Consider the following 26,953-nt stretch of genomic DNA (forward strand, 5'->3'; position numbering starts at 1 on the left):
CCGAGGTGGCTGCGTGATCCTGTTTCTCACGATTGTGAGCGGCCTGGCTTGGACCGCGGTCTACGTCGATGCCATCCGGATCGGCTTCAAGGACCGGAGCTACGCGATCCCGGCCGCCGCGCTGGCCCTGAATTTCGCTTGGGAGGCCATCTACGCCGCGCGCTCCCTCGCGACGGGAATCACCGCCCAGGGGGTCTTCAATATCGCGTGGGGACTGGCCGACGTCGTGATTGTGTATACCTTCCTGAAGTTCGGCCGTTCCGAGCTGCCGGGCTGGGTGACGCGGCGGCTGTTCATCGGCTGGGCGCTCCTGCTCGGTGTCACGTCCTTCGCGGTGCAGCTGCTGTTCGTCGTCCAGTTCGGCTGGGACGACGCGGCCCGCTATGCGGCTTTCCTGCAGAACCTGCTGATGTCCGGGTTGTTCATCGCCATGTTCGCCGCCCGTGGCGGCTCACGCGGCCAGACCCTGCTGATCGCCGTGGCCAAGTGGATCGGCACCCTCGCGCCTACGATCGCCCTCGGCTGGTACGGCAACTCACCCCTCATCCTGGGCGTGGGGATGCTCTGCTGCGTCTTTGACCTGGTGTACATCGGCCTGCTGTGGCGGGCCCGGCAGCCGGGAGCCACTAGAAGGTGACGACGATCTTGCCCTTGGCGTGGCCTTGTTCGAGCGCGGCGAAGGCTTCCGCAATTTCCGCGAACGGGTAGGTGCGGTCCATGACCGGCTGCACGTGGCCGGCGTCGACGAGGGCCGCCAGGGTGCGCAGATCATCCCCGCCGGGGTGCATGAACAGGTAGCGGTAGCTGGCTTTCGCCTTGCGGGCGCGGCGGCGGAGGCCCATGCTCATGAGCCAGAACGCGGCGGTGATCATCGGCGGGGAGCCCAGGTCTTTCGTCGCGGTGAGCGGCTCGGGAACGCCGGCGATGGATACCACCCGGCCGCCGGGCCTAAGGATGCGGAAGGAATCCCTGAGTGTCACGCCGCCGACCAGGTCCAAGACCGCATCGAACCCGTGCAGCACCGCGGCGAAATCCTCCCGGCTGTAGTCGACGACGGCGTCCGCCCCCAGCCGGCTCACCAGCGCCTCGCCGCGGGCCGATGCCGTGGTGGTGACCTGGGCCCCGAAGTACCTGGCGAGCTGGATGGCGAGTGTTCCCACCCCGCCGGCGCCGCCGGAGATGAAGAGCCTGGTGCCGCGGCCCACGCCGAGTTCATCGCGGAGGGCCTGGAGCGCCGTGAGTCCGGCCAGCGGCAGTCCCGCGGCCTCGGCGAATCCGAGCGACGCCGGCATGGCGGCGACCAATTCCTGCTGCACGCACACCAGCTCGGCGAACGCTCCAAGCCTGGCCTTGTCCACCCGGGCGTAAACCCGGTCGCCGATGGCGAAGCGGTTGGGCCCGGGTCCGACTGCCTCCACTGTCCCGGCGAGTTCGCAGCCGGCAACGATCGGCAGGCGGACATGGCTGATGGGACGGAGCGCGCCCCGGCGGAACTTGAAGTCCACCGGGTTCAGCCCGGCCGCGGCGACCTTGATCCGGACGTCACCCGGGCCGGGCTGGGGAGCCGGAACGTCCCGGAGTTCCATGGCATCCGGGCCGCCGTAGCGTGTGAGGACGTAGGCACGCATGCTTAGTCCCGCGCGGACCCGGTTTCGCCGGGCGCAGCCGCCGCGTCTCCTGCAGCCGCGCCTGCTTCCGCGTCTCCTGCAGCCGCGTCTGCTGCCGTGTCTGCTTCCGGGGCGTCGTAGGAGAGGAACTCGTAGTCCGTGTCGTCCGCCTCGTCGAGCATGTCGTCGAGTTCGTTCAACAGCCAGGGATTGATCCGGGCCAGGATTTTCCGGGTTTCCTCGACAGGGACGGCGGCGTAGAGCACCGGGCGGGCGTCGTCGTAACGGGTGACCGGGGGCTTGTCCGGCCACTTTTCGGCCAGCGCCTTGACCCGTTCGGGGAGCGAATTGTGCGCGTTGTCGGCAATCTTCACGAGCGTGGCGTCGTGGTCCTCGGCGATGTACCGGATGCCGGCCTGGTAGTCGTCGGGGTTCTCATGCAGGCGTTTCGTGACCCGCTCAATGATGTTCGCGGCACGTTCGGAGACCCCCATGTCCAACAGCGCCTGCCGCGTCATGGGGGTGTCCTCGGCGATGTCGTGGAGGTATCCGGCGATCCGGATGTCGTCGTCGAAATCCGCCAGGGCGTCCCCGACGGCGAGCACGTGCTCCCGGTATGGCCGCTTGAGCTTGTCCTTCTGGCGGTTGTGGGCCACCTCGGCCAGGACCTTGGCTGTCTCGACAGTGAAGCGGGGCTGAGGGTGTGCGGGCTCGGTCATGAATCCAGCCTACGCGCCGCGGCTGTCCGTCCCTGTCCGCAGGCCGGTTCCCGGATGCGCTCCCGGCACCCCGGGCCACACCCAGGGCTCGCGCGGCAGGGTGGCCGGGTCAAAGGCGGCCAGTACCTCTTCGAGCCGGCCCGGCGGGAGGCCGAGGGAGGCCAGCAGCGTGTCCCGGACCTGGTCCGCGCCCACCCCGGCCAGCGCCATGTCGGCGAGCGTGACGGCGCCATCGCGCTTGGCCAGCCGGGCGCCGTCGGCGTTCAGTACCAGCGGCACATGCGCATATTCCGGAACAGGCATATTGAGCAGCGTCGCCAGATATGCCTGCCGCGGCGTGGACGGCAGCAGGTCGTCCCCGCGGACCACCTGGTCGATGCCCTGCGCGGCATCGTCCACCACCACGGCGAGATTGTAGGCGGTCACGCCGTCGTTGCGCCGGAGCACGAAGTCGTCGACCACCCCGGTGTAGCCGCCGTGCAGCACGTCCCGCACCGTCACCTCGGCCACGGTGGAGCGGAGCCGGACAGCCGGCGGCCGGGCGGCCCGCTTGGCCTCGCGCTCGTTGCCGCTAAGGTTCCGGCAGGTTCCCGGGTAGGCGCCCAGCGGAGCGTGCGGCGCGGAGGGGGCCTCCTGGATTTCGCGGCGGGTACAGAAGCACTCATAGGTCAGGCCGGCCGCCGTCAGCTCCGCGATGGCCGCGTTATACAGGTGCTCACGCTCTGTCTGGCGCACGACGCCGCCGTCCCAGCTCACGCCGATCGCCGCAAGGTCGCGGAGTTGCTCGGCCTCGGCGCCGGCGCGGGCACGGTCCAGGTCCTCCACCCGCAGCAGGAACCGCCGGCCCCCGGACCGGGCGAACAACCACGCCAGGATGGCCGTGCGGAGGTTGCCCACGTGCAGTTCGCCGGAGGGACTGGGGGCGAAACGGCCAGCTGAAGTCATGTGACTAGCCTATGCGGAGCAGCACAAGAGCCCCTCAGCTACCGATGACTTCGGAAATCCGACGTCGGTGGCTCAGGGGCTCTTGCCGCGGGTGCGTTGTGCGGAGTGACGATGCGTGAACAAGAGTCAATCAGCGGCCGGTTCCCTGCGGGAGCCTCGTCCGGAGCCCGGGTGGTGTGCCGGGATGTCCGTAGCCTTCGGGATCGTGGCGGTGGCCCCGTCCCCTTGTTGTCACCATTTGAGCAGAAGACATACAGTTGGTGCAACGGACCGGCGCCGGAGTGGCCAATCTGATCAACTACAGCCGTGACAGTGAACAGGAAGTGGTCATTTTGCAGGAGCTCGACGCGACGGACCGGCGGATCCTCGCCGCGCTGGACGAAGATCCCCGCGTGCCGGTCATGGTGCTGGCGCAGAAGCTGGGCCTGGCCCGCGGCACCGTCCAATCCCGCCTGGAGCGGATGTCGGCGTCGGGCGCGCTCCGGCCGAACAGCAGCCGGGTACTGCCGGCCGCCCTGGGCCGCGGCGTGGCGGCCGCGGTCAGCGCGGAACTGGACCAGAGCCACCTCAACGAAGCGATCGCCGCCCTGCGCAATATCCCGGAAGTGCTCGAATGCCACGCACCGGCCGGCGACACGGATCTCCTGATCCGGGTGGTGGCCAAGAGTCCGGACGATCTCTACCGCGTGTCCGAGGAAATCCGGCTGTGCCCCGGAATCGTCCGGACCTCAACGAGCATGTTCCTGCGCGAGGTCATTCCCTACCGGACCACGGGGCTGCTCGGCGCCTGAGCGACGGGCTCGTTTAGACCGGCGGGCCGGCGTTGGCCTTCAGGTTCTTCATGACCAGCGTTGACGTCAGGCGCTCGACGCCGGGCAGCGAGGTCAGTTCGCTGTCGTAGAAGCGCTGGTAGGACGGCAGGTCCTCCGCGATGACCTTGAGCAGGTAATCCGGCGACCCGAAGAGCCGCTGGGCCTCGACGATGTTGGGATTGCCGGCCACCCGGCTTTCGAAGATCTCCATGGTGGAACGGTCCACCTGCCGCAGGGTCACGAACACGATCGCCTCGAAACCGAGGCCCACGGCGGCCGGATCAATGTCCGCCCGGTAGCCCCGGATGATCCCGGCGGCCTCCAGATCCCGCAGCCGGCGATGGCACGGGGCCACGGTCAGCCCCACTTTGGCAGCCAGGGCCGTGGCAGTCATCCGGCCATCCGACTTAAGGTAACGCAAAATACTTCTGTCAATGGCGTCAATCACGCAATTATCTTACCCACAATCGGCGATTCCTCGGTAAATAGGCGAGCACTTCCCGGCCGAATTTACCTAGAGTTTTCCTTGTACCCGCCACGAGGTGCCGCACCCCTGGAGCCCGCCATGAACCCCCAGCTTTTCCTCGCCTTCCTGGTTGTCGCCGTCGCCCTGGCATGCACCCCCGGCGTCGACTGGGCCTATTCGATCGCGGCCGGGCTCAGGCAGCGCAGCTTCGCGCCCGCCGTCGCCGGGCTCTGCGGCGGCTACGTCCTCCACACGGCGCTGCTGGTGCTGGGACTGGCGGCACTGCTGGCCGGAATGCCCGGCGTGCTGGGCTGGCTGACGGCCGCAGGCGCCCTCTACCTGCTGTGGCTGGGCTTCAGCACCGTGCGGTCCTGGCGCGGGGCCAGCTTCAGCACCGGCACCTCGACTCCCGGTACTGCCGCACCCGCGAGCCAGTTCCGGGTCTTCCTCCAAGGTATGGGCATCAGCGGGATCAACCCCAAGGGCCTACTGTTCTTCGTGGCCCTGGTGCCGCAGTTCGTCAGCCCTGACGCCGCATGGCCGGTTCCGGTCCAGTCGGGACTGCTCGGGCTGACCTTCATCCTGCTCGTGAGCGTCATCTACAGCTGCGTGGCACTCCTGGCGCGGAAACTGCTCCAGGCCAGGCCGGGCGCAGCGCGCCAGGTGACGCTGGCCAGCGGGATCATCATGCTGGCCCTGGGCGCGACGCTGCTCGCCGAGCAGATCGTGCCCGCCGTCAGCGCAGCCATGGCCCGCGCGTAAGGGAGCGCATCCGCCTCAGGGCTACTTGCGCTGCATGTACCACTCGGTGAAGGACGATGCGCGGCCGTCCGCGGTCAACTGAATCACCCACAGGTTGTCATAGCTCCGGCTGTTGCCGCGATATGTCGTCAGGCCCTGCACGAATGCCCGGCCGCCGTCGACCCCCAGCAGCTTCCACTCAAACGTCCAGTCGTCCGGCTCATCGCGCCCGGCAAGCCAGTGCTCCACGATATCGTCCCGGCCCCGCCACGGTTCGGCTTCCTGGGGGCTGGTTGCATAGATGGCGTCCTCGGTAAACAGCGCCCGGATGTCCTCCGGATCGTTCGTCGTCCACGCCGTGATGTAGTGCTGCATCCAGCGCTCCACCGCATCTCTCATGCCTCGTTTTTACTCCCCGCCCATGGGGCCCGCAAGAGTAGTGAATACGTGGATTTGGCCGTGGCCGGGCCTGGAAGCCTGTCAGTCGTCGTCGGCGCGCCCGTATTCGCGGTCCCAGCGTTCGTGCATTTCGGCGTCCTTGCGGATGGCTTTCACGGCCTCCAGCTGTGCCGGTTTGTGGCGCTGCCAGTCCCGGCCACCCAGGGTTTTGCGGCCCGCCTCGAGGAGGAGCAGGGCGGTGTCCGTCAGCGCGTCGCTGCGGAGGGTGAAGTCGGTCTTCCTGCGCCGCAGGACTTCCTGCAGGGCCGAGCGGGAGGCGGTGTAGGCTCCCAGCCTGCGCAGCGACCGGGCCCGCACCAGCAGCAGCGCCGCGGACAGATCGTCCGCGTTCAGCAGGCCTTCGGTCTCTGCCACCACGTCGACGTCGCGTCCCAGCTCGGCCTCCAGCGAACAGCGCCCCAGGGCGAGCGGCAACGACGGCGGCAGCCCGGCCAGCGCCGCGAGTGCCGCCTCCGTCTGGCCGGTCTCGCGCAGGGAATGCGACAGGGCCAGGAACACGGCCTCCTCGGAGAAGAGCACCGGAACCTCGATCCGTTCGGCCACCTCCACCCTGGTGACCACGCCGGCCAGGTACACGCCGGCGTAGCGGTTGGCGTCCTCGTCGTTCCGCAGTCTCAGGCCGTGCTGCAGGAGTTCGGACGCGCGCAGATGCCCGCCGTGGGCGTACGCCAGCAGCCCGGCCATGAGGTAGCAGACCCCGGCCCAGCCGGGGTAGGCGCGGGCCAGGGTAATCAGGCGGTCAGGATCGGTGCTGCCGAAGACGGCGGAGTGCACGGCCTTTATTCTCTTGGCGGACGTCCGGCCCCCGACCCTGCCCAGGCGGGGCACCCCGCCTTCGGCGGCCAGCGTCCCGGGGGCCCGGCCTGCCATGAGTCCGGCCACCGCGCCGCCGACGGTCCCGGCCAGGCCGCGGACGGGTGTCCGGACCACAACCTTGCGGAACGGCGTCAGGTCGCGGGTGTCCGTGTACGGCCTGCGCTGGCCGTCGGGACTTTGGCCGTCAACAAGCCGGCCAGCGGGATTCTGGTCGTCGTGGATTTGGGGGGCGGATTCGCCAAGTCCGGCGCTCATTCCCCCATGGTAGTAGGCTCCGGCAGGCCGCTGCTAGGCGGCCGAGGCCACCCAGAGGCCGATCACCCAGGTGCTCGCGGCGAGGCAGGCGAGGCCGAATTCCGCGATCATGCCCAGGCCCGTGGCCTTCAGCGCGGCCCAGCTCGAGGCCACCGCGGTGCCGAACACGCGGGTGCGCTGCAGCTCGCTGAGCAGGAGCCCGGCGGCGAAGCCCACAAACAGCCCCACCACGGGGATGACGAACATGCCGGCCACGCCCAGCACGAGGCCCACCACCACGGAACGGCTGGGGATGCTGTGCTCCTTGAGCTTCCGGCCGGTCAGGACGGCACTGGCGGCCATGCCGGCCAGAACGAACATCATCCCGATCCCGAAGACCACCCAACCGGTGGTCCCGGCGCCGCCCCACAGGGCCCAGGCAAGCAGGCTCGCCCCGATCAGGATGCTGCCGGGCAAAACGGGAATGATCGTCCCGGCAACGCCCACCACGATGGCGAGGCCGCAGAGCACTGTCACGACAATCTCGGGATTCATCGCCCCAGTCTATGGCCGGGCCCGGGGCCGCCGTTGACGGCCCCGGGCCGGAGGCTGCCGGCTCCTAGCTTCCGGACGGCTCGCCGTACAAGACGGAGTAATGCGAGATGTCCTTGCCCGAGTAGTGCGAGATTGTCACCGACAGCTGGCTCGAATAGAAGTAGTCAATCTGAGCGCCGAGGCCCTGATTGGCCGAGCCGGCCTTGACGCAGACCGCGATGATCTCCAGACCGTCGGGGGCGGTGATCTCCAGCGACTTGATGCCGTCGGCCACGCTTATTCTGCCGGTATCCCACTCCGGACAAAGCTGGCCCTCCGGCGGGGCCGCGTTGGCGGGCGCCAACCCCCCGCCCAAGAGAACAAGTCCTGCGATGGCCCCCGCCGCTAGCAACTTCTTCATGTCCTGCTCCTTCTCACGAATCGGAAACGGTCCCGGTGCCGCGAACTGCTCGTGACACCGGTGTTTGGGCCGCGGAAAGTCCACAGCCGCGACCCGGAGCTTCCGGATGCCTGGTGTGAAGTGAGACTTAAATTCCCCGCCCAGCCGGCAGACCTCCGCAGCAGGCCGTGGGGTCCGCTGCGGCTGGAATGCTGAGCCCAGCGTAGGGCGGCACGGTGGCCTGCAGCCCGAGTAGTCAATACTCGAATTTTCCGGATTCCGGACCGAGGGCTGATCGTTTCCCGCCGAACGACGACGGCGACGCTCCCCCCCAAGGGAAGCGTCGCCGTCGTCGACCGGGTTCGGATGCCTTCTGACGCGGTCCGGCTACCCGGCGGCCACCGCCGCGGCGACTGCGGCGGAGACGGCCGGGGCCACGCGCGGATCCAGCGGGCTGGGCACGATGTAGTCCGCGGAAAGGTCATCCTCGGCCAGTTCCGCGATGGCCCGGGCCGCGGCGAGCTTCATGGCCGGCGTGATCCGGCGCGCGCCGGCGTCGAGGGCGCCGCGGAAGATGCCGGGGAAGGCCAGGACGTTGTTGATCTGGTTCGGGAAGTCGCTGCGTCCGGTGGCGACCACGGCCGCGTACTTGCTCGCAACCTCGGGCAGGACTTCAGGGTCCGGGTTGGACAGGGCGAACACGATCGAGCTGTGGTTCATCAGCTTGAGGTGCTCCTCGTCCAGCTTGGCAGAGGAGACGCCGACGAACACGTCGGCGCCGAGCAGGGCCTCCCCCGGGCCGCCGGTGACGCCCCGCGGGTTGCTGCGGGCGGCGAGCTGGGCCTTCTTGCTGGCCGGATCGGCCGCGATGTCCGCGCGGTCCTTGCTGATGGTGCCGCGGGAGTCGAGGAGGACGACGTCGCCGATCCCGGCCGTCAGCAGGATTTCGGCGACGGCGATCCCGGCGGCTCCGGCGCCGGAGACCACCACGCGCAGGCTGTCGAGGGTCCGGCCGGTCACCTTGGCGGCGTTGGTCAGGGCAGCGAGAACCACGACGGCGGTGCCGTGCTGGTCATCGTGCATGACAGGGCAGTCCAGCGCTTCGATGAGTTTCTCCTCGAGTTCGAAGCAGCGGGGCGCGGCGATGTCCTCGAGGTTGACGGCGCCGAAGCTGGGGCGCAGCCGGACAAGTGTCTCGATGATTTCGTCGACGTCGGTGGTGTTGAGGACCAGCGGGATGGAGTCGAGTTCGCCGAAGGCCTTGAACAGCGCGGACTTGCCCTCCATCACGGGCAGCGAGGCGCTGGCGCCGATGTTGCCCAGCCCCAGCACGGCCGTGCCGTCGCTGACCACCACCACGAGGCGCTGGGCCCACGTGAGCGTCTTGGCGAGCTCCGGGTTGGCGTGGATGGCTCGGCTGACCTGGGCGACACCAGGGGTGTAGGCGATGGAGAGGTCGCGCTTGCTGGCGAGCGGGACGGTGCTGGAAATCGACAGCTTGCCGCCCTCGTGGGATGCGAAGATCTCCTCGTCGCTGAGCACGGCTACTGCCTCAGCCGGGGAGGTGGAATCGGCGGGAATGATCGTTTCAGTGGACACGTCGTTGTCTCCTGGGGCTCACCGTGGGCGCACGGCTCATGGAAGCTCAAGCAAGGATGCTCAAGTTGGTCTGGCAGGGGCGGCGGCGACCAAAGGTGGCGGTCGCCGGTGATGCCCCGGTTTGCTGGCGTCAGCCGGCATCCGGTCCAGCAATGGTAAACAGGGCATCGCACCCGTTACGCCGGCGCGGAGCGTTAAAGTGCCGTGGTGAAACGTTTCTTCTCCAGAATATGTGACCCGGATCACGCATGGGAGAGCATAAAACGGGCCGCTGGTCTAGACCAGTTACGCGGCCTGCGGGGCCCGTTGCAGGAGGGAACAGGCCTTCTTCAGGTCTTCCTCCGCTTCGAAGAGCGACAGCCGGCGGCAGCGGACGGCCTGGACCAGGCCCGTGACCGTCAGCAGCAGGACCCGGGCCACTGCCGGGTCGCCGCACGCCGCCGTCACAGCCTTCTCGGCCGTGGCATCGATCTCGCGCAGCAGCCGCGTGGTGTCGTTGTCCTTGACGTAGACCGCCCGGTTGAGGGACTGCTCCACGGCGGGCTGCATCAGGCGCATATGGAAGATCTCCATCACCACTCCCGCGAGGGCCTGGGCCGCGACCTTGCCCGCCGCGGGCGAGCTCCCCGCGAGCAGTTCGCCCAGTTGCTTGCGGTACAGCGCCAGGACCAGCTGGGTGGCCGACGGGAAGTAGCGGTACAGCGTCCCCAGTGGCACGTCCGCCTTGGCCGCCACCACGGACAGGACCACAGAGTCCAGGTCTTTGCGGGCAAACCCCGCGGCAACGTCAAGGATCCGCACGTAACGGAGCCGCTGCCGGGGCAGAGTGGGTGGAGGGGCCATCGGTGGAAGATCTGAGTGAAAATCAGGCATCAGCAGCGTTCCGGGGGTCGTTTTTCTCGGCAGCCGGGCGCGATCCGCCCACCGCGCTGCCGCGGCAATTGCCGTCCACTATACGCCACGAATCCGGGCGCCCAGCGAGTGGACCGGGGCCCCGGATACCCCTGAACGGAACCCGGGCGGCTCAGTCCACTCCCTTGATCTTCACCACGAACACGGCGCCCAGAAGCCCAATCACGGCGGCCGCCACATACAGCGCAACATAGCCACCCCAGAAGGCAACAAAGGGGTAGGCGATCAGCGGGGCGAGCACTTGCGGCAGCGAGTTGGCGATGTTGATGACGCCAAGATCCTTGCCCCGGTTCAGGGCCGTGGGCAGCACCTGGGTAATGAGGGCAAAGTCCACCGCCAGATAACAGCCGAAGCCGACGCCGAGCACGGACGCGCCGATCAGCGCACCCGGCCAGGTGGGAGCGAACGCAAGAATGAGGGAGGCCGCGGCGATCACGGCGGAGGAGATGATGACCAGCGGCTTCCGGCGGCCCAGCCGGTCGCTCAGCCGGCCCCCGACCACGCTGGTGATGATCACCATGACCGCATACAGGCCCGTGAGGATCAGGACACCAAACGCGGGCTCGATGCCCTGGGTTTCGCGGACCCGGACGGCGTCGTTGAGAAAGAACAGCAGATAGAGGGTGACCATGTGGTTGCCGATGTTCACCAGGAGCCGCGTCAGCCAGGCCCAGGCAAAATCCGGGTAGCGGGCCGGGGAAATCCAAAAGCCCCGCATAAAGCCGCCCAGGCTGAACGGCGGACGGGCCTGCGCAGGCAGCGGAACGTCGTCGTTCTTGAAGTAATAGAGCACGACGCCGGCGAGCAGCGCCACCGCGCAGACAACGTACCCCGCGGCGAAGTTTCCGGCGACGGCGGCGGCGATCACCGCCCCGGCCAGGATTCCCGCTGTCTGGCCCATGGCGGCCAGTCCGCCGACGGTGCCGCGCTGGGGCACGGGCACGCGGTCCGGGATGGCCGCCGTGATGGCCGCGTAGGCGCCGTTGCAGCCGGCCTGGACGAGGCACCAGAGCAGCGTCATGGCGGCGACGCCAGGGGCGCCAGCCAGCGCTATCAGGGCCGCTGCACCCAGGACGGCGCCGAAGAGCACCCACGGCACCCGCCGGCCCCGGCGCGCGGTGGTCCGGTCACTGAAGGCGCCGAAGAGGGGGTTGGCGACCAGGGAGACGGCCGCACCCGCACCCGTCACGAGGGCGAGGATGGCTTCCTTGTCCGGTTCGCTGAAGGCTGCCGCCTGTTGGCCGAGGAGCACCTGGAGCGGGCCGAAGAACGCCGCGTTGATGCCGACGTTGACCAATACCACCCCTGCCGTCCAGACAGGCGTGACGCGGCGTTCGGGTTCGGCGAGCGCCGGCGCGGTGGTATCGGACATGCTCATGGCTCCCCCTGGAACTGATGATCAGGCATATGTAATCAGTGCGGAGCCAGACTACCGGGACTCGGCAGATCTGGGTGCAATGTGCGAGTCTCGGTCATGAAACACGCTGCCAACCCGCTCAGCCAGGTCATCCGGTTATTACCCAAGGAGTCACCGTGAACGCTTCCGTCCTCAATACTGCAGACCTATACGACGAGCGCGGCGGGGAGTTGGAGTCCGTGTCGGTGCAGTTCCAGTCCCTGGGCGGGCACACGCACTTCAGCGGGCCGGTCCGGACCATTCGGTGTTTTGAGGACAACGCGCTGGTCAAGTCCGTGCTGGCCACTCCGGGCCACGGCTCCGTGCTGGTGGTCGACGGCGGCGGCTCCCTCCGCACGGCGCTGATGGGGGACATGATCGCGGCGAGCGCCGTCGCGAACGGCTGGGCCGGCGTCGTCATCAACGGCGCCATCCGGGACCGGCTCGCCATCGCGGGGCTGCCGCTCGGGGTCAAGGCACTGGGCAGCAACCCGCGCAAGAGCGCCAAGGACGGCGCCGGGGCAATCGACGTTCCCCTGGAGATCGACGGCGTGGCCATCCGCCCCGGTGCGATGATCTGGTGCGATCCGGACGGAATTCTGGTCGAACGCTAAGGACTTTCTTCGCTCTGAGGTCGTGGCGGGAACAATTCTGCCAGTAACATAGTTACTGAAAGCAACTATCCGCTTGATCCCCACACTTCACCTTGGAGCAGTCATGTCCAAAACCACCTCCGCGCGCGCCGCGGGAGAGGTCCTGACCCACCGTCAGACCATCACCGTCATGGTGGGACTCATGCTCGGCATGTTCCTGTCTTCGCTGGACCAGACGATCGTGTCCACCTCGATCTACACGATCGCCAACGACCTCGACGGCCTCTCCCTGCAGGCCTGGGCCACCACCGCCTACCTCATCACCTCCACGGTGAGCACGCCGCTTTACGGCAAGCTCAGCGACATCTTCGGGCGCCGCCCGCTGTATCTCATCGCCATCGTGATCTTCCTCGCCGGTTCGCTCTACGCCGGCTCGGTCCACTCGATGACCGAGCTCGCCATTGCCCGCGGCATCCAGGGCATGGGCGCCGGCGGCCTCCTGGCCCTCGCCCTGACCATCATCGGCGACATCGTGCCGCTCAAGGACCGGGCCAAGTACCAGGGCTACTTCATGTCGGTCTTCGGCATCTCCTCCGTCCTGGGTCCGGTGATCGGCGGCGCCTTCGCAGGCACCGAAACCATCCTCGGGATCGACGGCTGGCGCTGGGTGTTCCTGATCAACATCCCGATCGGCCTCGCGGCCCTCACGGTGGTGTTCATGTACCTGCACCTCCCCGCCAAGCACGTGAAGCAGAAGATCGATTACTGGGGCGCCGCGGCCATCACGCTGGCCATTGTGCCGCTCCTCCTCGTGGCCGAACAGGGCCGTACCTGGGGCTGGAGCTCCGCGAACTCCTACCTCTGCTACGGACTGGGCGTCGTGGGCATTATCGCGTTCCTGCTGGCCGAACGGCGAGCCGGCGACTATGCGCTGATCCCGCTCCGGCTGTTCCAGAACGTCACCTTCGGCCTGTCCTCGCTGCTGAACTTCATCATCGGCATCGGCATGTTCGGCGCCATCGCGATGCTGCCGATGTACCTGCAGCTGGTCAAGGGCCTGACCCCCACCGAGGCCGGCCTGATGATGATCACCTTCACCGTGGGCATCCTCACCGGCTCCATCACGGCGGGCCGGACCATCTCAGCCTCGGGCACCTACCGGATCTTCCCGATCCTGGGCACCGCCACGCTGACGGTGGCCGCCGTCGTCATGGGCCTCTCCCTCGGCGTGGACACGCCGCTGTGGGTCCCGGGCGCCATCGCCGTGTTCTTCGGCCTGGGACTGGGTTTCTGCATGCAGCCGCTGACGCTGGCCATGCAGGTCTCCGTGCCATCGAAGGACATGGGAGTGGGCACGTCCTCTGCCGCGTTCTTCCGCTCCATGGGCGGCGCGGTTGGCACGGCCGTGTTTATCTCGATGCTTTTCAGCCTCGCGGCGGACAAGATCGCCACGGGGATGAAGGACGCCGCGCAGAATGCCGACTACCTCAAGGTGCTCAAGGACCCGGCAGTGGCGGCCGACCCTGCCAACGCCAAGCTTTACGAGTTCTTCAATAACGGTGCCAGCAACGATTCGCTCAACGACACCAGCTGGCTGCACACCGCCAACGCGACACTGACGCGCCCCATCACCGAGGGGTTCGCGCAGTCGATCGACGCCGTCATGCTCACAGCCGCTGTGCTCACCGGCATCGCCTTCCTGATCACGTTCGCCCTGCCGAACAAGAAACTCACGGACCCGAAGACGGTCGCCCGGGAGGGTGCCGTGGCCGCCGCCCACTAGGGCGGTCCCGAGGGCTGGAACACGACGACGGCAGGCAGTCTTCCGGACTGCCTGCCGTCGTCGTCTGCCCCCGCCGCAGCAGCTGCAAAGTGTATGTTTCGTCTCACTTTCCGGTGGTTGTGACAGGGGGCACGCCGGGTCGGGTGTAAGACTGGGTAGTTGCGGCGAAGGCCGTGGACCGCGAACTGCCAAGGGAGCCGTATGACCACCACCCATGACCAGACCGCCGCCAAGATCCCGAAAAGGGTCATTTGGCTGGCCGTAGCGGGCGCCGTCGGCGGCTTCCTCTTCGGCTTTGACTCCTCCGTCGTCAACGGAGCCGTCGACGCGATCAAGGACGAGTTTGCCCTCAGCGAGGCCGTGACCGGCTTCGCCGTCGCCGTGGCCCTTCTCGGCTGCGCGGCAGGCGCCTACCTGGCCGGCAAGATTGCCGACCGCTACGGCCGGATCCCGGCCATGAAGGTCGGTGCGCTGCTGTTCCTCGTCAGCGCCATCGGCACCGGATTCGCGTTCGGCGTCTGGGACCTGATCTTCTGGCGCCTGGTGGGCGGGCTCGGCATCGGCCTGGCCTCGGTGATCGCGCCGGCCTACATTTCCGAAATCTCCCCCCGCCACGTCCGCGGCCGCCTGGCCTCGCTGCAGCAGCTGGCGATCACCACCGGCATCTTCGCCGCCCTGCTCTCCGACGCCGTATTCGCGACGTCGGCCGGCGGCGCGGACCAGGCCCTGTGGTTTGGTTTGGAAGCCTGGCGCTGGATGTTCATGGCCGCCGCCGTCCCCGCGGTCGTCTACGGCTGGATCGCCTTCACCCTGCCCGAATCGCCGCGTTTCCTGGTGTTCCAGGGCAAGGACGAGGAGGCCCTCAAGGTCTTCACGTCGATCGCCCCGGACGAGGACTCGGACCGGCACCTGCGCGACATCAAGAAGGCCATCGATGAGGACAAGCTCGCCGGCCAGAAGGGATCCCTGCGCGGCAAGGCCCTGGGCCTGCAGCCGGTGGTCTGGATCGGCATCATCCTGTCCGTGCTGCAGCAGTTCGTCGGCATCAACGTGATCTTCTACTACTCCACCACCCTGTGGAAGGCCGTGGGCTTCCAGGAAAAGGATTCACTCACGATTTCCGTGGCCACCGCCATCACCAACATCCTGGTCACGCTCGTGGCAATCGCCCTGGTGGACCGGATCGGGCGCCGTCCCATCATGCTGGCGGGCTCCATCGGCATGGCCCTCTCGCTGGGCACCATGGCGCTGGCCTTCGGCTCGGCTACCGGGTCCGGGGACGCGATCTCGCTGCCCGGGGCGTGGGGTCCGGCCGCGCTGGTCGCCGCCAATGTCTTCGTCATCAGCTTCGGCGCCTCGTGGGGACCGCTGGTCTGGGTACTGCTGGGGGAGATCTTCCCGTCCCGGATCCGCGCCCGGGCCCTGGGCCTGGCCGCGGCCGCGCAGTGGATCGCCAACTTCGCCATCACCCTGAGCTTCCCGGTCATGGCGGCGGCCTCCCTGCCGCTGACGTACGCCATGTACGCGCTGTTCGCGGCGGCGTCGTTCTTCTTCGTCATGTTCAAGGTGCCGGAGACCAACGGCATGTCCCTGGAGCAGGCCGAAACCCTGTTCGTTCCCAAGGGATCGGCAAAGGAAGCCGCCAAGGAATCCGCGAAAGAGTCCGCCAGGGCCTGAGCCGGTGCCGGTGTGACGTGACGTCAGCGTTGCACTCGGCGAGATGACAGAGAACGCCCATGTTTCCGCGGAAACATGGGCGTTCTTTGTCGACGGGCTCGGCGCTAAGCCGGGCGTTGTTAGACCACGTGCGGCTCGTGCGCGGCCAGGTAGCGGCGTCCGCCGAAGACCACCGCGATGGCCGCCACCATGGCCAGCGCACCGGCGAAGAAGGGCACCTGCGGGCCGAAGTGTTCGCCCAGCTGCGCGGCGGCAAACGGCGCCAGGGCGCCGCCCATCCAGCGCACAAAGTTGTAGCCGGCCGAGGCCACCGGCCGTGGCGAATCGGACACACCCATGGCCAGCTCCGTGTAGATGGTGTTGTTGATGCCCAGGAGCGCCCCGGAAATGACCACGAGGACGACGACGGCGGGCACCGAGTACCCGGCGGCCAGGCCCAGTCCCACGAGGTCGAGCATCAGCAGGACCAGGGTGCCGGTGAGGACCCGCACGGCTCCGAAGCGGTTCTGCAGCACGGGGGCGGCAAAGACCGAGAAGAGTGCGACGGCCACACCCCAGCCGAAGAACACCCCGCCGATCCCGTAGGCGTCCATGCCGAGGATGAAGGGCGTGAAGGCGAGGACGGTGAAGAAGCCGTAGTTGTAGAACAGGCCGCTGGCCGCCGTCGTCCGCAGTCCCTTGTGCCCCAGGGCCAGCAGCGGATCCCGGAGCCGGACTTTCCGATCGGGCAGCGGAGTCTTGGGCAGCAGGGCAATGAGTGCGATGAACGCGGAGGCCATCAGCACGGCCGTGCCGAAGAACGGGGCGCGCCACTGCCAGCCGCCAAGCAGTGCACCCAGGAGCGGGCCGAGGGAAATGCCCAGGCCGAGGGCGGCCTCGTACAGGATGATCGCCGTGCCGGCGCCGCCGCTTGCGACGCCGACAATCACGGCCAGCGCCGTGGCCACGAACAGGGCGTTGCCCAGCCCCCAGCCGGCGCGGAAGCCGATGAGCTCAGCCACGCTGCCCGACGTGCCGGACAGGGAGGCGAACACGACGATGACCGCCAGCCCGATCAGCAGCGTCCGCTTCCCGCCGATCCGGGAGGAGACGTAGCCGGTGATCAGCATGGCGACGGCCGTCACCAGGAAATAGCTCGTGAAGAGCAGCGACACCTGGCTCGGCGAGGCGTCCAGGTTCTTGGCGATCGCCGGCAGGATGGGGTCCACCAGCCCGATCCCCATGAAGGCGAACACCGCCGCGAGGGCCGTCGCCCACACCGCCTTGGGCTGTTTGAGCAGTGAGGCCTTCTCGGCCTCGAGGGTTACTTCCGCGGCCGGCAGGGTGTCGGCGGGGTGGCCGTGCATGGGGGGCACTCCTAAGTGATTGGAATTGTTGGGTGAAGATCAGGCCAGGAGCGTCGCGTTGATCCTGCCGATGACCGGGAGAGCGGCCGCGAGGGCTGCGCGGTCTTCGTCCGAAAGGGATGAGAGGACGCCGGCCATGACGGTGTTGCGGCGCTCATTGGCGGATGCGACGGCGGCGAGGCCGGCGTCCGTGAGGGTGACCCGGACGGCACGGGAGTCGTCGGGGTCCGGTTCCCGCCGGGCGAGGCCGGCGCGCTCGAGCTTGATGATCTGCTCGGTGGCGCTGGGCACCTTGACGCCGAGGTTCCGGGCGATTTCGCCCACCCTGACGCCGCCCGCGCGCGGTTCCGGCGTCCATCAGCATCTTGAGCATGCTGAGCTGGGCGGCACTGAGCTCGCCGTCGGCGTCCAGGCGGCGGACGAGATAGATGCTGTGGCGGAGGGCCTCGCGGAAGTCCTCGGCGAGAGCAAGGAGCCCGGGGTCGGCCGGATCACTGGCGTTCATAGTTAGGTAGCCTAACAGTTAGGCTACCTAATGGTCAAGAAGCCCCGTTGCCCTATCACTCCTGGTCGTTAAAACCCGGGCAAAGTCAACTGGTCGGTGCAACGCGGGTGACGGCTTAAACACGCCGACGCCGGAACTCAGGTGAGTTCCGGCGTCGGCCCAGCTAGGGCGGCGTTGATCAGACGACCGCCTTGGCCTCCTCGATGAGGGCGGAGACGGCGGCGAAGAGCGGGTGGTCCGCCGCCAGGCCGGTGATCTTCTCCGTGGCCTCGTCCGGCGTGGACGCGGAGAGGATTTTCGCCAGCTCCACGGCCTCGGCGTCGGCCGGATCGTTGAAGCGCAGGGCCGCGGCGATGGCCCCGAGCAGCGCCTCGGGGACAATTCCGCGTTCGGCCAGCTCGGCAGCCGGACCGATGAAGCGTTCGTGCCGGCTGAGCTTGCGCAGCGGGGCACGGCCCACCCGGGTGACGGTGTCCGGCAGGTGCGGGTTGGAGAAGCGGCCCAGGATCTTCTCCACGTACGCCTCCTGGTCCGCCCGGTTGAAGCCGTGCTTGGCCACCAGCAACTCCTTGGTTTCGTCCAGGACGGCGCGCACATCGGCGGCGACGTCCTGATCGGCCATGGCCTCGGAAATCTTGCCGAGGCCGGCCTCGAATCCGAAGTAGGCCGCCGCGGCGTGCCCCGTGTTGACGGTGAACAGCTTCCGCTCGATGTACGGCTCCAGATCGTCCACGAACGTCGCGCCCGGGACCACCGGCTCCTTCCCGGCGAACGGGGTACGGTCGATCACCCACTCATAGAACGTCTCCACCGTGACGTCCAGGCCCTGCCCGGCCTCCTGGTTCGGCACGATCCGGTCCACCGCCGTGTTGGCAAACACGGCGGCCGCGTCCAGGGAACCCGCGGCCGGATCCCACTGGGCAACGACCTCGGACTTCAGGATGTCCGTGGCGTTGATCGCGTTCTCGCATGCCATCACCTGCAGGGGCGCCAGCCCGGCGGGGCGGGCGGCAATCCCCTTGGCGATCACGGGCGCCACAAACTTCAGGATGTGCGGCCCCACGGCGGTGGTGACGATGTCCGCCGTCGCAATTTCCGCGACGACGGCGGCCTCCTGGGTGCCGGAGTTCAGCGCCCGGAAGTTGTTGACCGTACGGACGGCGGGGTTCTCGCCCACTTCGTGGACCTCGTAGCTGTCCGCGGCGGCCAGCTCGGTGATGAGGGCGTCCGCGACGTCGGCGAACACCACCTCATACCCCGCGTCGTGCAGCAACAGGCCCACGAAGCCGCGCCCGATGTTTCCGGCTCCGAAATGAACAGCCTTCACTAGGAATTGACCTTTCCGAACAGGGCCAGCACTTCGTCAACCGTGGTGGCCGCCTCGAGCTGGGCCACCTGGGCCTTGTTGGTGAAGACCTTGGCGATTGAGGACAGGATGTGCAGGTGCTCGTTGTTGACGCCGGCCACACCGACGACGAACTTCACTTCCTTGCCGTTCCAGTCGATGCCGTTCGGGTAGCGGACCACAGAGACCGCGGACTTCATGATGTGGTCCTTCGCGGCGTTGGTGCCGTGCGGGATCGCCAGGAAGCTGCCCATGTAGGTGGACACGGATTCCTCGCGTTCGTGCATGGCGTCCACATAGCCGGAGTCGACGGCGCCGCGGTCCAGCAGGAGCTGCCCGGCCTCGTCGATCGCGGCGTCCCGCGTGGTCGCGCGGCCGTTGAGGACGACGCTTTCGGCCACCAGGATGCCGGCGGGGCCCTCCTCGGCTTCGGCCTCGGCTGCCGCGGGGGCCTCCGGGGTGCCGACGGCGTCGGCCGCGGCAGGGGCGGATCCCGCGTCCGTGGTGACGGCTTCGGTGTTGCTGGCCTCGACCAGTTCCACGATCTCGTCGTACCGCGGGCTGTTCATGAAGTTGTCCACAGAGACATGCACGGCGCTGGCGGTTGCGGGCTTGGCCCGTTCGGCCAGGTCCTGGTGGGTGATGACGACGTCGTACGTGTCGGTGAGGTTGGCGATCGCGGAGTTGGTGACCTTGACGTCCGGGAAGCCGGCGGCCTTGATCTTGTTGCGGAGCACCGAGGCGCCCATCGCGCTGGAGCCCATGCCGGCGTCGCAGGCAAAGACGATGTTCTTGATCGGGGTGGCGAGGACGGCGACGCCGCTGGCGCCCACGCCCTCACCGATCAGGGCGGCGGACACCGAGCTCTTCTTGCCTTTCAGGGCCTCCATCCGGTGGGTGGCCTGGTCGAGGTCGTCCTCGGCGGGCGCCTTGCTGGCCTTCAGGACCACCGAGGCGATCAGGAAGGACACCGTGGTGGCAAACAGGACGGAGAGCGTCACACCGACGTAGCTGTCGCGTGCCGTTGAGGCGTAGACCGCGATGATGCTGCCCGGGGCTGCCGGGGACCGGAGTCCGGCGCCGGTGACCACGAGCGTGAAGATGCCGGTCATGCCGCCGCCGATTGCGGCGAAGATCGTCATCGGCTTCATCAGGACGTACGGGAAGTAGATCTCATGGATACCGCCGACGAACTGGATCACCGCTGCGCCCGGCGCGGACGCCTTGGCCAGACCCTTGCCGAAGATTGAAAAAGCGAGCAGGATGCCGAAGCCCGGACCGGGGTTGGCTTCGAGCAGGAACAGGATGGACTTCCCCTGCTCGAGCGCCTGCTGCGTGCCCAGCGGGGTAAGGATCCCGTGGTTGACGGCGTTGTTGAGGAACAGGACCTTTGCGGGCTCGATGAAGATGCTCGTGAACGGCAGCAGGCCGTTGAGGACGAGGAATTCGACCACGGCGCTGGCTCCATTGCTGAAGGCCTTCACGACCGGGCCGACCACCAGCATGCCGACGACCGCCATGGCGGCGGCCAGGATGCCTGCCGAGAAGTTGTCGATCAGCATCTCGAAGCCTGGCTTGACGCGGCCTTCCCAGATCTTGTCCAGCTTCATCATGATCCAGGCAGTGAGCGGGCCGAGGATCATGGCGCCGATGAACATCGGGATGTCGGTACCGACGATGACGCCCATCGTGGCCACCGCACCCACCACGCCGCCGCGCACGCCGTAGACCATCCGGCCGCCGGTGTAGCCGATCAGCAGCGGGAGCATATACGTGATCATGGGCCCGACAAGCTTGCCGAGCTCCGCGTTGGGGAAGAAGCCCGCCGGGATGAAGAGGGCCGTGATGAAGCCCCAGGCGATGAAGGCGCCGATGTTGGGCATGATCATTCCGGACAGAAACGTCCCGAATTTCTGGACGTGCACGCGGACGCTGGTGCGTGGTTTCGCAACTGTCTCTGTTGCCATGTGAATTCCTAACCGTCATTCCCGCTGCTTTGCAGGATGGTCCGATAATTTCGCCGAGCTAGCTGGTGGAGCTGTTGGAGATCCGGTGGAGCCATTCGAGGAAGAGCTTGAGTTCCGAGCTGGAGAGCTGGTCCGAGTGGGACGCCTGCAGTGCTGCGTTCAATGCGATGGCCGCCACAACCACTGAGGACTTTCCGCTGTCGACAGAACCGTTGTCCCGGGCCTGCTCGGTGGAAACCGCAAAGATCATGGCATCGCGGGTCATGGCAGAGAGCTCGAGGTTCCGCTCCGGCGCCTTTTCCGCGATCAGCATGAGTGTCATGCCCACGTTGGCCGCCAGGATGGACCTGGCCGCCTCCTTGGGCGGGACGTTGAGCTGGCCGGAGACAGCCGCCTTGTTCAGCATTTCCTCCATGAGGGCCTCGGCATCGGCGACGATGGCCGGGCGGCTCTCAGGGCGGATATTGCCGAACATGACGAGATACAGTTCCGGCTGTTTCAGCCCGAACTGGACATGGTTGTCCCACATCCTCCGGATGTCTTCCAGAGGTTGGCCAGAGGGCGCGAAATCACGTTCGCCCGCGACATATTCGTCGAAACCTGCTGCGACGACGGCGTCGAACAGCCCTTCCTTGTCACCAAAGTGGTGGTAGAGGGTCGGTGCCGTAACACCGGCCTGCTGCGTGATCTGGCGGGTCGAGACTGGGGATCCGCCGGAGTTGGCCAGCAGCTCGGCGGCCGCACGCAGCAGCCGGGCCTTGGGTGGTAGCTGGCCATCGATACTCATAACCGCTACCCTAGCACCTATAGCAACGCTATATGAACTGCATCACATACAATTTTTTCAGGTGCCGTGACCCGCCCGCTGCCGTAGCCGTCAGCCGCAGGCGCATTTGACCAGCAGGGTCAGCGGCGGCACTTGATTTACCGGCTTGTGGCCACTGGCCTACGACAGAAAATGAGGACCTTCAGTGCAGAACTTCCCAGGAGTAGGCGTTAGCCCCGGCCGCATCATCGGCACCGTCCGGCAGATGCCCAAACCGATCAGCGAACCGCCCGCCGGAGAGCAGCTCGCCGCCGGCGTCACGGCGGAAGATGCGACGGCGGCGCTGAAGGCCGCGGCGAAATCCGTCCACGACGAACTGAAGGCACGTTCCGAGACCGTCACGGGCGACGGCAAGGCCGTCCTTGAGGCCACGGCCCTGATGGCCACCGACACCATGCTGCTCAAGTCCGCCGCGAAACTGATCGGCCGCGGCACCTCCGGGCAACGGGCGATCTGGGAAGCCGGCGCCTCGGTCTCGGAAATGCTGCACAACCTGGGCGGCTACATGGCCGAGCGCGCCACGGATGTCCTGGATGTCCGCTCCCGGATCGTGGCGGAACTGCGCGGAGTCCCCGCGCCGGGCATTCCCGTGTCCCCCACCCCGTTCATCCTCATCGCCGAGGACCTGGCCCCGGCCGATACCGCCACCCTGGATCCGGAGAAGATCCTGGCCCTGGTCACCGCCGGCGGCGGCCCGCAGTCCCACACCGCGATCATTGCCCGCTCCCTGGGTCTGCCCGCCGTGGTCGCCGCGGCCGGAGTCGACGAACTCGCCGACGGCACCGAGGTGTACGTGGACGGCGCGGCCGGCCTCATCACCGCGAACCCCGACGAGTCCCAGCGCGCGGCCGCAGCCCACTGGGCCGCCACGGCGTCGCTGCTCGCCGCCTTCGACGGGACCGGCACGACGGCGGACGGCCACCTCGTGCCGCTCCTGGCCAATGTCGGCGGCGCCAAGGACGCCGTGGCCGCGGCCGGCCTGAACGCCCAGGGCGTGGGGCTGTTCCGGACCGAATTCTGCTTCCTGGAGCGGGACACCGAGCCGACCGTGGAGGAACAGGCCGCCGCCTACCAGGGCGTTTTCGACGCATTCCCCGGCAAGAAAGTGGTGCTCCGCACGCTCGACGCCGGCGCGGACAAGCCGCTGCCGTTCCTGACCGACGCCACCGAGCCCAACCCCGCCCTGGGCGTCCGCGGCTACCGGACCGACTTCACCACGCCCGGGGTCCTGGAGCGCCAGCTGCAGGCCATTGCCCTGGCCGAGAAGGCATCCGAGGCCGACGTCTGGGTGATGGCCCCGATGATTTCCACCGCTGAGGAAGCGGCCCGCTTTGCCTCGCTGTGCGCCGCGGCAGGGATCAAGACGCCCGGCGTCATGGTGGAGGTCCCGTCGGCGGCACTGACGGCCGAGGCCATTCTCCGCGAGGTCGGCTTCGCCAGCCTGGGCACCAATGACCTCACCCAGTACGCCATGGCAGCCGACCGCCAGCTCGGCCCGCTGGCCGCCCTGAACACGCCCTGGCAGCCCGCCGTCCTGCGGCTCGTGGGCCTGACCGTGGAAGGTTCCGCGGCCGAGGGCCACAACAAACCGGTGGGCGTGTGCGGCGAGGCCGCGGCGGACCCTGCCCTCGCCGTCGTCCTCACGGGGCTGGGCGTCACCACACTGTCCATGACGGCGCGTTCCATCGCGGCCGTCGCCGCCGTGCTGAAGACCGTCACCCTGGCCGAGGCGCGGGAGCTGGCCAAGCTGGCCTTGTCCGCGCCGAGCGCTACCGAGGCCCGGGCCTGGGTGCGGGCAAAGCTGCCGGTGTTGGAGGACCTTGGGCTGTAGTGGCTGCGGCTAGGATGCACTCATGGCACTGATAGCCCCCCGGGTCACGGCCGGCCTCCCGGCCGAGGATGCGCAGAACCTCAGGTACGCCCTCGACGGCAGCCACGACATCACGGTGTTCGTGGACGGCACGGTCCACCGGCTGCCGCCGGCGGCGCGGGACGCCGTCGTCGATCTGCTGGGCCGCTTCAGCCGCGGCGAGGCCGTGACGGTCAGCAGCGTCGAGGAAATGCTGACGACGTCCCGGGCCGCGGAGCTTGCGGGGATCTCGCACACGTATCTGCGGAACATGACCGACCGTGGCGAGATCCCGGTGGAATACCGGGGAACGCACCGCCGGATCCGGCTGGCCGATGTCATGGCCTGGCTCGAAACGCAGAAGAAGAATAGTACGGGCGCCGCGACGCCGGCCGGCCAGGATGACGAGGGAGCAGATGCTTCATGAAGCAGTGATAAGGATCAAGCAACGATCCCCGTCCGGCGCGGAAGCACTGATATCCCGCGGGTTAAGCTTGGAATGTGGGTAAATTCAGAGGGTGGCACATCGTGGCAGGGATCGCCGCCATGCTGCTCGCTGGCATCTTCGGAACCGCGATGGGCCTGAACAACACCGCCACCTACTTGGCCAGCGGCGTCGCTTTCGTAGCGGTGTCGCTCTGGGTGGACAGCCGGATTGCCCGCCGCCGGAACGCCGCCGGCACCGCCGGCCCCGGCCCGGACCTTCGCCAGGACCTTGGCAACGATGCAAAGCCGGCCCTCGACGCCGACCCCTCCAAGCGCGAGGGCTAAGCGCCCCGCTAGATTCTGGGCCGGGCCGCCCAGCGCCGCGCCTTAAGCCCGGCATGCAGTTCCAGCCGCACCATTCCCTTCAGCGGGTCCACGCCCAGCAGCTGCCGGATCCGGCCGAGCCGGTTGTAGATGCTGCTCCGGTGCAGGTGCAGCTTGGCCGCGACCTCCTGGACCGAGCCGTCGTTGTCGTAGAACAGCTCCAGCACGGGCAGCAGCTCGTGGTTGCGGTCATGGTCCTCGAGGATGCGGAAATACACGGAACCGGCATCTGCCCAGGCCCCCGCGCCGCCCCCGGCCGAGGCCAGCAGCTGGTAGACGCCGGTGGCCCGGCAGTCGACGAGCTCGCCCAGCTGCGGATCCACCGCCGCGGCCTGGGCCGCCTGCCGTGACTGCCGGTAGGCCTCGGCCAGTTCCCGCGGCTTGGCAAATCCCTCGGACGTGCCCAGGATGATCCGCCGGACCGTGCGCCCGGAGCGTTTGGCGAGTTCGAGTTGGTAGTGGACCAGCACCTGGGCGTGGTCCGCGCGTCCCGTGGATTCCTTGAAGAGCACCACCGCGTGCGTCTCCGTGCCGGCGCTGAACAGTGCGGCATCCACCCCGATGGTCGCCTGCAGCGCCGCGGAGCGGTGAATGAGCGTGTCGGCGATGGGATCCGAGCCCCCGGCCCAGCCATCGGCGTCCAGGACGGTCACCAGCTGCCAGGGTCCCTTGCCCTGGACTTCTTTCCAGCCCGCGACAGCCGCCGCCGCGTTGGCCTCCCCGGCGCAGGCCGCCAGGAACTCCTGCTCGCGCCGGCGCCGGAACTCGGACTCCGCCGTGTTGGAATCAAGCAGCAGGGAGGACAGCTGCTCCAGCTCCGGGGCCACATCCTGCAGCTGGGCCAGGACGGTCGTGGCGCCAGGCTCCTCGGCGTCGAGCTGGACCCACAGATACCCCACCCGGAAGCCCCGCACCAGCAGCGGCACGCACACACGCCCCAGCATGCCGAGGTCGGCGTTGGCCGGCACGACGACCGGCCGGACCGCCGTCGCAATCCCGTGCGAGAGCTGCCACGCGATGACGTCCACGGGGACACGCTTACTGAGCAGGAAGTTCACCCGGACCCGGTCCGCATGGGATTGGTTGGAGCTGTAGGCGAGGAGTAAGCCGTCGAGGTCCTCGAGGGAGAGACCGCGGCCCAGCCGCTGCGCCACCTGCTCCACGAGCTGCTCCACGTCCTGCTGCTGCATCCTGCCAGACTACTGCCCCGGCCCGCCGCACTGCGAATGCATCCGCGACGGACACGAGCCGACACCTGACGTCCGCTCCCTCGACAAATGTCTATGCCCGGATTTGAAAAACCCCGGAATGACGCGGCGGGCGTCCCGCCCCCGGCGGCGGCACCTGTCGCGTGCCTCACAGCGGGATTTATTCTGGAAGTACGAATCCCCCCGCTCATTCTGGCCAACGAGGCCACCATCCACTGGAGCTAACAAATGATCATCGGCGTACCCAAAGAGATCAAAAACAACGAATTCCGCGTCGCCATCACGGCGGCCGGCGTCCACGAATTCCGGACCCACGGCCACGAGGTCCTCGTCGAGCGCGGCGCGGGCCTGGGGTCCGGCATCACGGATGAGGAATACGCGATCGCCGGCGCCGAGATCGTCGCCGAAGCCGACGACGTCTGGGGCCGCGCCGACATGGTGCTGAAGGTCAAGGAACCGGTCAAGGCCGAATACCACCGCTTCCGCAAGGGCCTGGTCCTCTTCACCTACCTGCACCTGGCCGCCGAACCGGAACTGACGCAGGCACTGATCAACTCCGGCGTCACCGCCATCGCCTACGAGACGGTCCAGGAGGGCAGGTCCCTGCCGCTGCTGGCCCCGATGTCCGAGGTTGCCGGCCGGCTGTCCGTGCAGGTCGGCGCCACCTCCCTGATGGCCCCGGCTGGCGGCAAGGGCGTGCTGCTCGGCGGCGTCCCGGGCGTCCGTCCGGCCAAGGTCGTTGTCCTCGGCGCCGGTGTTGCCGGCACCAACGCCGCCGCCATGGCCCTGGGCCTGGGCGCCGACGTCACCATCCTGGACATCAACATCAACCGCCTGCGCGAACTGGATGCCCAGTACCAGGGCCGCCTGAAGACCGTCGCGTCCAACAAGTACGAGATCGAGAAGTCCGTGGTCGACGCCGACCTCGTCATCGGTTCGGTCCTGATCCCGGGCGCCAAGGCCCCGAAGCTCGTCACCAACGAGCTCGTGGCCCGGATGAAGCCCGGCTCCGTGCTGGTGGACATCGCCGTGGACCAGGGCGGCTGCTTCGAGGACACCCACCCCACCACGCACCAGGAACCGACGTACAAGGTCCACAACACGATCTTCTACTGCGTCGCCAACATGCCCGGCGCCGTCCCGAACACGTCCACGTACGCGCTGACCAACGTCACCCTGCGCTACGCCGTTTCACTGGCTAACCTGGGCGTCAAGGCCGCGTTTGAGCGCGACGCCGCCCTGGCCGCCGGCCTGAACATCGCCGGCGGCAAGGTTGCGCACCGCTCGGTCTCCGAGGCGCACAACCTGCCCCTCGTCGCCGACTGGCACGAGCTGGTCTCCGCGTAGCCAGCACCGCGTAACCAACACATCTCCGCGTAGCCACCACTGCATCGGCTGCTCCTC

The 26,953-nt window shown here is 67.9% G+C and carries 27 protein-coding genes; 10 read left to right on the forward strand and 17 right to left on the reverse strand.

Annotation, left to right across the window (positions count from 1 at the left end):
- The first annotated feature begins 13 nt into the window (after positions 1 to 13).
- Positions 14 to 637: a hypothetical protein gene (locus ABH915_RS00285; protein WP_370116498.1), complete on the forward strand. Its 624-nt coding sequence runs from the start codon at positions 14 to 16 to the stop codon at positions 635 to 637.
- Here the strand turns inward: ABH915_RS00285 and ABH915_RS00290 are convergent.
- Genes ABH915_RS00290 through gluQRS form a run of 3 tightly spaced genes read right to left on the reverse strand, consistent with a single transcriptional unit; the run spans position 627 to position 3,271 of the window.
- Entirely contained in the window at positions 627 to 1,628 is a 1,002-nt protein-coding gene (locus ABH915_RS00290) for an NADP-dependent oxidoreductase (RefSeq protein ID WP_370116501.1), read from the reverse strand. The genes ABH915_RS00285 and ABH915_RS00290 overlap by 11 nt on opposite strands.
- A gap of 2 nt (positions 1,629 to 1,630) precedes the next feature.
- Positions 1,631 to 2,326 (reverse strand): HD domain-containing protein, encoded by a 696-nt coding sequence (locus tag ABH915_RS00295; RefSeq protein ID WP_370116504.1) that lies wholly within the window; start codon positions 2,324 to 2,326, stop codon positions 1,631 to 1,633.
- Positions 2,327 to 2,335: 9 nt separating this feature from the next.
- Positions 2,336 to 3,271: a tRNA glutamyl-Q(34) synthetase GluQRS gene (gluQRS, locus tag ABH915_RS00300; protein ID WP_370116506.1), complete on the reverse strand. Its 936-nt coding sequence runs from the start codon at positions 3,269 to 3,271 to the stop codon at positions 2,336 to 2,338.
- A 332-nt stretch (positions 3,272 to 3,603) separates the two neighbouring features.
- Between gluQRS and ABH915_RS00305 the strand changes: the two genes are divergently transcribed.
- Complete coding sequence (locus tag ABH915_RS00305) at positions 3,604 to 4,062, forward strand: Lrp/AsnC family transcriptional regulator (protein ID WP_370124900.1); 459 nt, start codon at positions 3,604 to 3,606, stop codon at positions 4,060 to 4,062.
- 13 nt (positions 4,063 to 4,075) lie between these two features.
- On the opposite strand, the gene ABH915_RS00310 is transcribed toward ABH915_RS00305, so the two are convergent.
- Positions 4,076 to 4,531 carry an Lrp/AsnC family transcriptional regulator gene (locus ABH915_RS00310; RefSeq protein ID WP_079555658.1) on the reverse strand — a complete coding sequence of 152 codons (456 nt, stop codon included), beginning with the start codon at positions 4,529 to 4,531 and terminating at the stop codon, positions 4,076 to 4,078.
- A gap of 117 nt (positions 4,532 to 4,648) precedes the next feature.
- Between ABH915_RS00310 and ABH915_RS00315 the strand changes: the two genes are divergently transcribed.
- Positions 4,649 to 5,311 carry a LysE family translocator gene (locus ABH915_RS00315; protein WP_370116509.1) on the forward strand — a complete coding sequence of 221 codons (663 nt, stop codon included), beginning with the start codon at positions 4,649 to 4,651 and terminating at the stop codon, positions 5,309 to 5,311.
- Between the two features lie 21 nt (positions 5,312 to 5,332).
- Here ABH915_RS00315 and ABH915_RS00320 read toward each other — a convergent pair whose 3' ends face one another.
- From ABH915_RS00320 to ABH915_RS00350, 7 genes are all read right to left on the reverse strand, one after another.
- Positions 5,333 to 5,689: a nuclear transport factor 2 family protein gene (locus ABH915_RS00320; protein ID WP_026266765.1), complete on the reverse strand. Its 357-nt coding sequence runs from the start codon at positions 5,687 to 5,689 to the stop codon at positions 5,333 to 5,335.
- A gap of 81 nt (positions 5,690 to 5,770) precedes the next feature.
- Entirely contained in the window at positions 5,771 to 6,820 is a 1,050-nt protein-coding gene (locus ABH915_RS00325) for a hypothetical protein (RefSeq protein WP_370116512.1), read from the reverse strand.
- Between the two features lie 33 nt (positions 6,821 to 6,853).
- Positions 6,854 to 7,354, reverse strand: a complete 501-nt coding sequence (locus ABH915_RS00330) for a DUF456 domain-containing protein (protein WP_370116515.1) — start codon at positions 7,352 to 7,354, stop codon at positions 6,854 to 6,856.
- 64 nt (positions 7,355 to 7,418) lie between these two features.
- A complete protein-coding gene (locus ABH915_RS00335; protein WP_370116518.1) occupies positions 7,419 to 7,754 on the reverse strand; it encodes a hypothetical protein in 336 nt (111 codons plus the stop codon).
- Positions 7,755 to 8,120: 366 nt separating this feature from the next.
- Positions 8,121 to 9,314, reverse strand: a complete 1,194-nt coding sequence (locus ABH915_RS00340) for an NADP-dependent malic enzyme (RefSeq protein WP_051533080.1) — start codon at positions 9,312 to 9,314, stop codon at positions 8,121 to 8,123.
- A 303-nt stretch (positions 9,315 to 9,617) separates the two neighbouring features.
- The gene (locus ABH915_RS00345; protein ID WP_370116520.1) at positions 9,618 to 10,175 is read right to left on the reverse strand and encodes a helix-turn-helix domain-containing protein; all 558 of its coding nucleotides are present in this window, start codon (positions 10,173 to 10,175) and stop codon (positions 9,618 to 9,620) included.
- Between the two features lie 181 nt (positions 10,176 to 10,356).
- Positions 10,357 to 11,622, reverse strand: coding sequence for an MFS transporter (locus ABH915_RS00350; protein WP_370116523.1), 1,266 nt, complete (start codon positions 11,620 to 11,622; stop codon positions 10,357 to 10,359).
- Between the two features lie 155 nt (positions 11,623 to 11,777).
- On the opposite strand from ABH915_RS00350, the gene rraA reads away from it, so the two are divergent.
- The 3 genes from rraA to ABH915_RS00365 all read left to right on the forward strand — a co-directional run bounded on the left by rraA (position 11,778) and on the right by ABH915_RS00365 (position 15,693).
- Positions 11,778 to 12,254, forward strand: a complete 477-nt coding sequence (gene rraA / locus ABH915_RS00355) for a ribonuclease E activity regulator RraA (protein WP_370116526.1) — start codon at positions 11,778 to 11,780, stop codon at positions 12,252 to 12,254.
- Between the two features lie 103 nt (positions 12,255 to 12,357).
- On the forward strand, positions 12,358 to 14,016 hold the full coding sequence (locus tag ABH915_RS00360) for an MDR family MFS transporter (protein WP_370116529.1): 1,659 nt from the start codon (positions 12,358 to 12,360) through the stop codon (positions 14,014 to 14,016).
- 201 nt (positions 14,017 to 14,217) lie between these two features.
- Positions 14,218 to 15,693, forward strand: a complete 1,476-nt coding sequence (locus ABH915_RS00365) for a sugar porter family MFS transporter (protein WP_018775414.1) — start codon at positions 14,218 to 14,220, stop codon at positions 15,691 to 15,693.
- A 119-nt stretch (positions 15,694 to 15,812) separates the two neighbouring features.
- Here ABH915_RS00365 and ABH915_RS00370 read toward each other — a convergent pair whose 3' ends face one another.
- From ABH915_RS00370 to ABH915_RS00390, 5 genes are all read right to left on the reverse strand, one after another.
- Positions 15,813 to 17,039 carry an MFS transporter gene (locus tag ABH915_RS00370; protein WP_370116534.1) on the reverse strand — a complete coding sequence of 409 codons (1,227 nt, stop codon included), beginning with the start codon at positions 17,037 to 17,039 and terminating at the stop codon, positions 15,813 to 15,815.
- Positions 17,040 to 17,078: 39 nt separating this feature from the next.
- Positions 17,079 to 17,363, reverse strand: coding sequence for a MarR family transcriptional regulator (locus ABH915_RS00375; protein WP_370116537.1), 285 nt, complete (start codon positions 17,361 to 17,363; stop codon positions 17,079 to 17,081).
- A gap of 359 nt (positions 17,364 to 17,722) precedes the next feature.
- Positions 17,723 to 18,871 (reverse strand): mannitol-1-phosphate 5-dehydrogenase, encoded by a 1,149-nt coding sequence (locus tag ABH915_RS00380; protein WP_370116540.1) that lies wholly within the window; start codon positions 18,869 to 18,871, stop codon positions 17,723 to 17,725.
- On the reverse strand, positions 18,871 to 20,856 hold the full coding sequence (locus tag ABH915_RS00385) for a PTS mannitol transporter subunit IICBA (protein ID WP_370116542.1): 1,986 nt from the start codon (positions 20,854 to 20,856) through the stop codon (positions 18,871 to 18,873). The genes ABH915_RS00380 and ABH915_RS00385 overlap by 1 nt, the downstream gene beginning before the upstream one ends.
- A 58-nt stretch (positions 20,857 to 20,914) precedes the next feature.
- The gene (locus tag ABH915_RS00390) at positions 20,915 to 21,643 is read right to left on the reverse strand and encodes a TetR/AcrR family transcriptional regulator (RefSeq protein WP_370116545.1); all 729 of its coding nucleotides are present in this window, start codon (positions 21,641 to 21,643) and stop codon (positions 20,915 to 20,917) included.
- A 184-nt stretch (positions 21,644 to 21,827) separates the two neighbouring features.
- Here ABH915_RS00390 and ptsP point away from each other — a divergent pair, with 184 nt between their 5' ends.
- From ptsP to ABH915_RS00405, 3 genes are all read left to right on the forward strand, one after another.
- Entirely contained in the window at positions 21,828 to 23,513 is a 1,686-nt protein-coding gene (gene ptsP, locus ABH915_RS00395; protein ID WP_370116548.1) for a phosphoenolpyruvate--protein phosphotransferase, read from the forward strand.
- A gap of 22 nt (positions 23,514 to 23,535) precedes the next feature.
- Entirely contained in the window at positions 23,536 to 23,958 is a 423-nt protein-coding gene (locus ABH915_RS00400; protein ID WP_018775407.1) for a helix-turn-helix domain-containing protein, read from the forward strand.
- Positions 23,959 to 24,032: 74 nt separating this feature from the next.
- Positions 24,033 to 24,302: a hypothetical protein gene (locus ABH915_RS00405; protein ID WP_370116551.1), complete on the forward strand. Its 270-nt coding sequence runs from the start codon at positions 24,033 to 24,035 to the stop codon at positions 24,300 to 24,302.
- Positions 24,303 to 24,310: 8 nt separating this feature from the next.
- Here the strand turns inward: ABH915_RS00405 and ABH915_RS00410 are convergent, their stop codons facing one another.
- Entirely contained in the window at positions 24,311 to 25,531 is a 1,221-nt protein-coding gene (locus tag ABH915_RS00410) for a PucR family transcriptional regulator (protein ID WP_370116554.1), read from the reverse strand.
- 246 nt (positions 25,532 to 25,777) lie between these two features.
- Between ABH915_RS00410 and ald the strand changes: the two genes are divergently transcribed.
- Complete coding sequence (gene ald / locus ABH915_RS00415) at positions 25,778 to 26,896, forward strand: alanine dehydrogenase (protein WP_018775404.1); 1,119 nt, start codon at positions 25,778 to 25,780, stop codon at positions 26,894 to 26,896.
- Positions 26,897 to 26,953: the final 57 nt, after the last annotated feature.

It is taken from the genome of Arthrobacter sp. MW3 TE3886, from assembly GCF_041262145.1.
Lineage (GTDB): Bacteria > Actinomycetota > Actinomycetes > Actinomycetales > Micrococcaceae > Arthrobacter.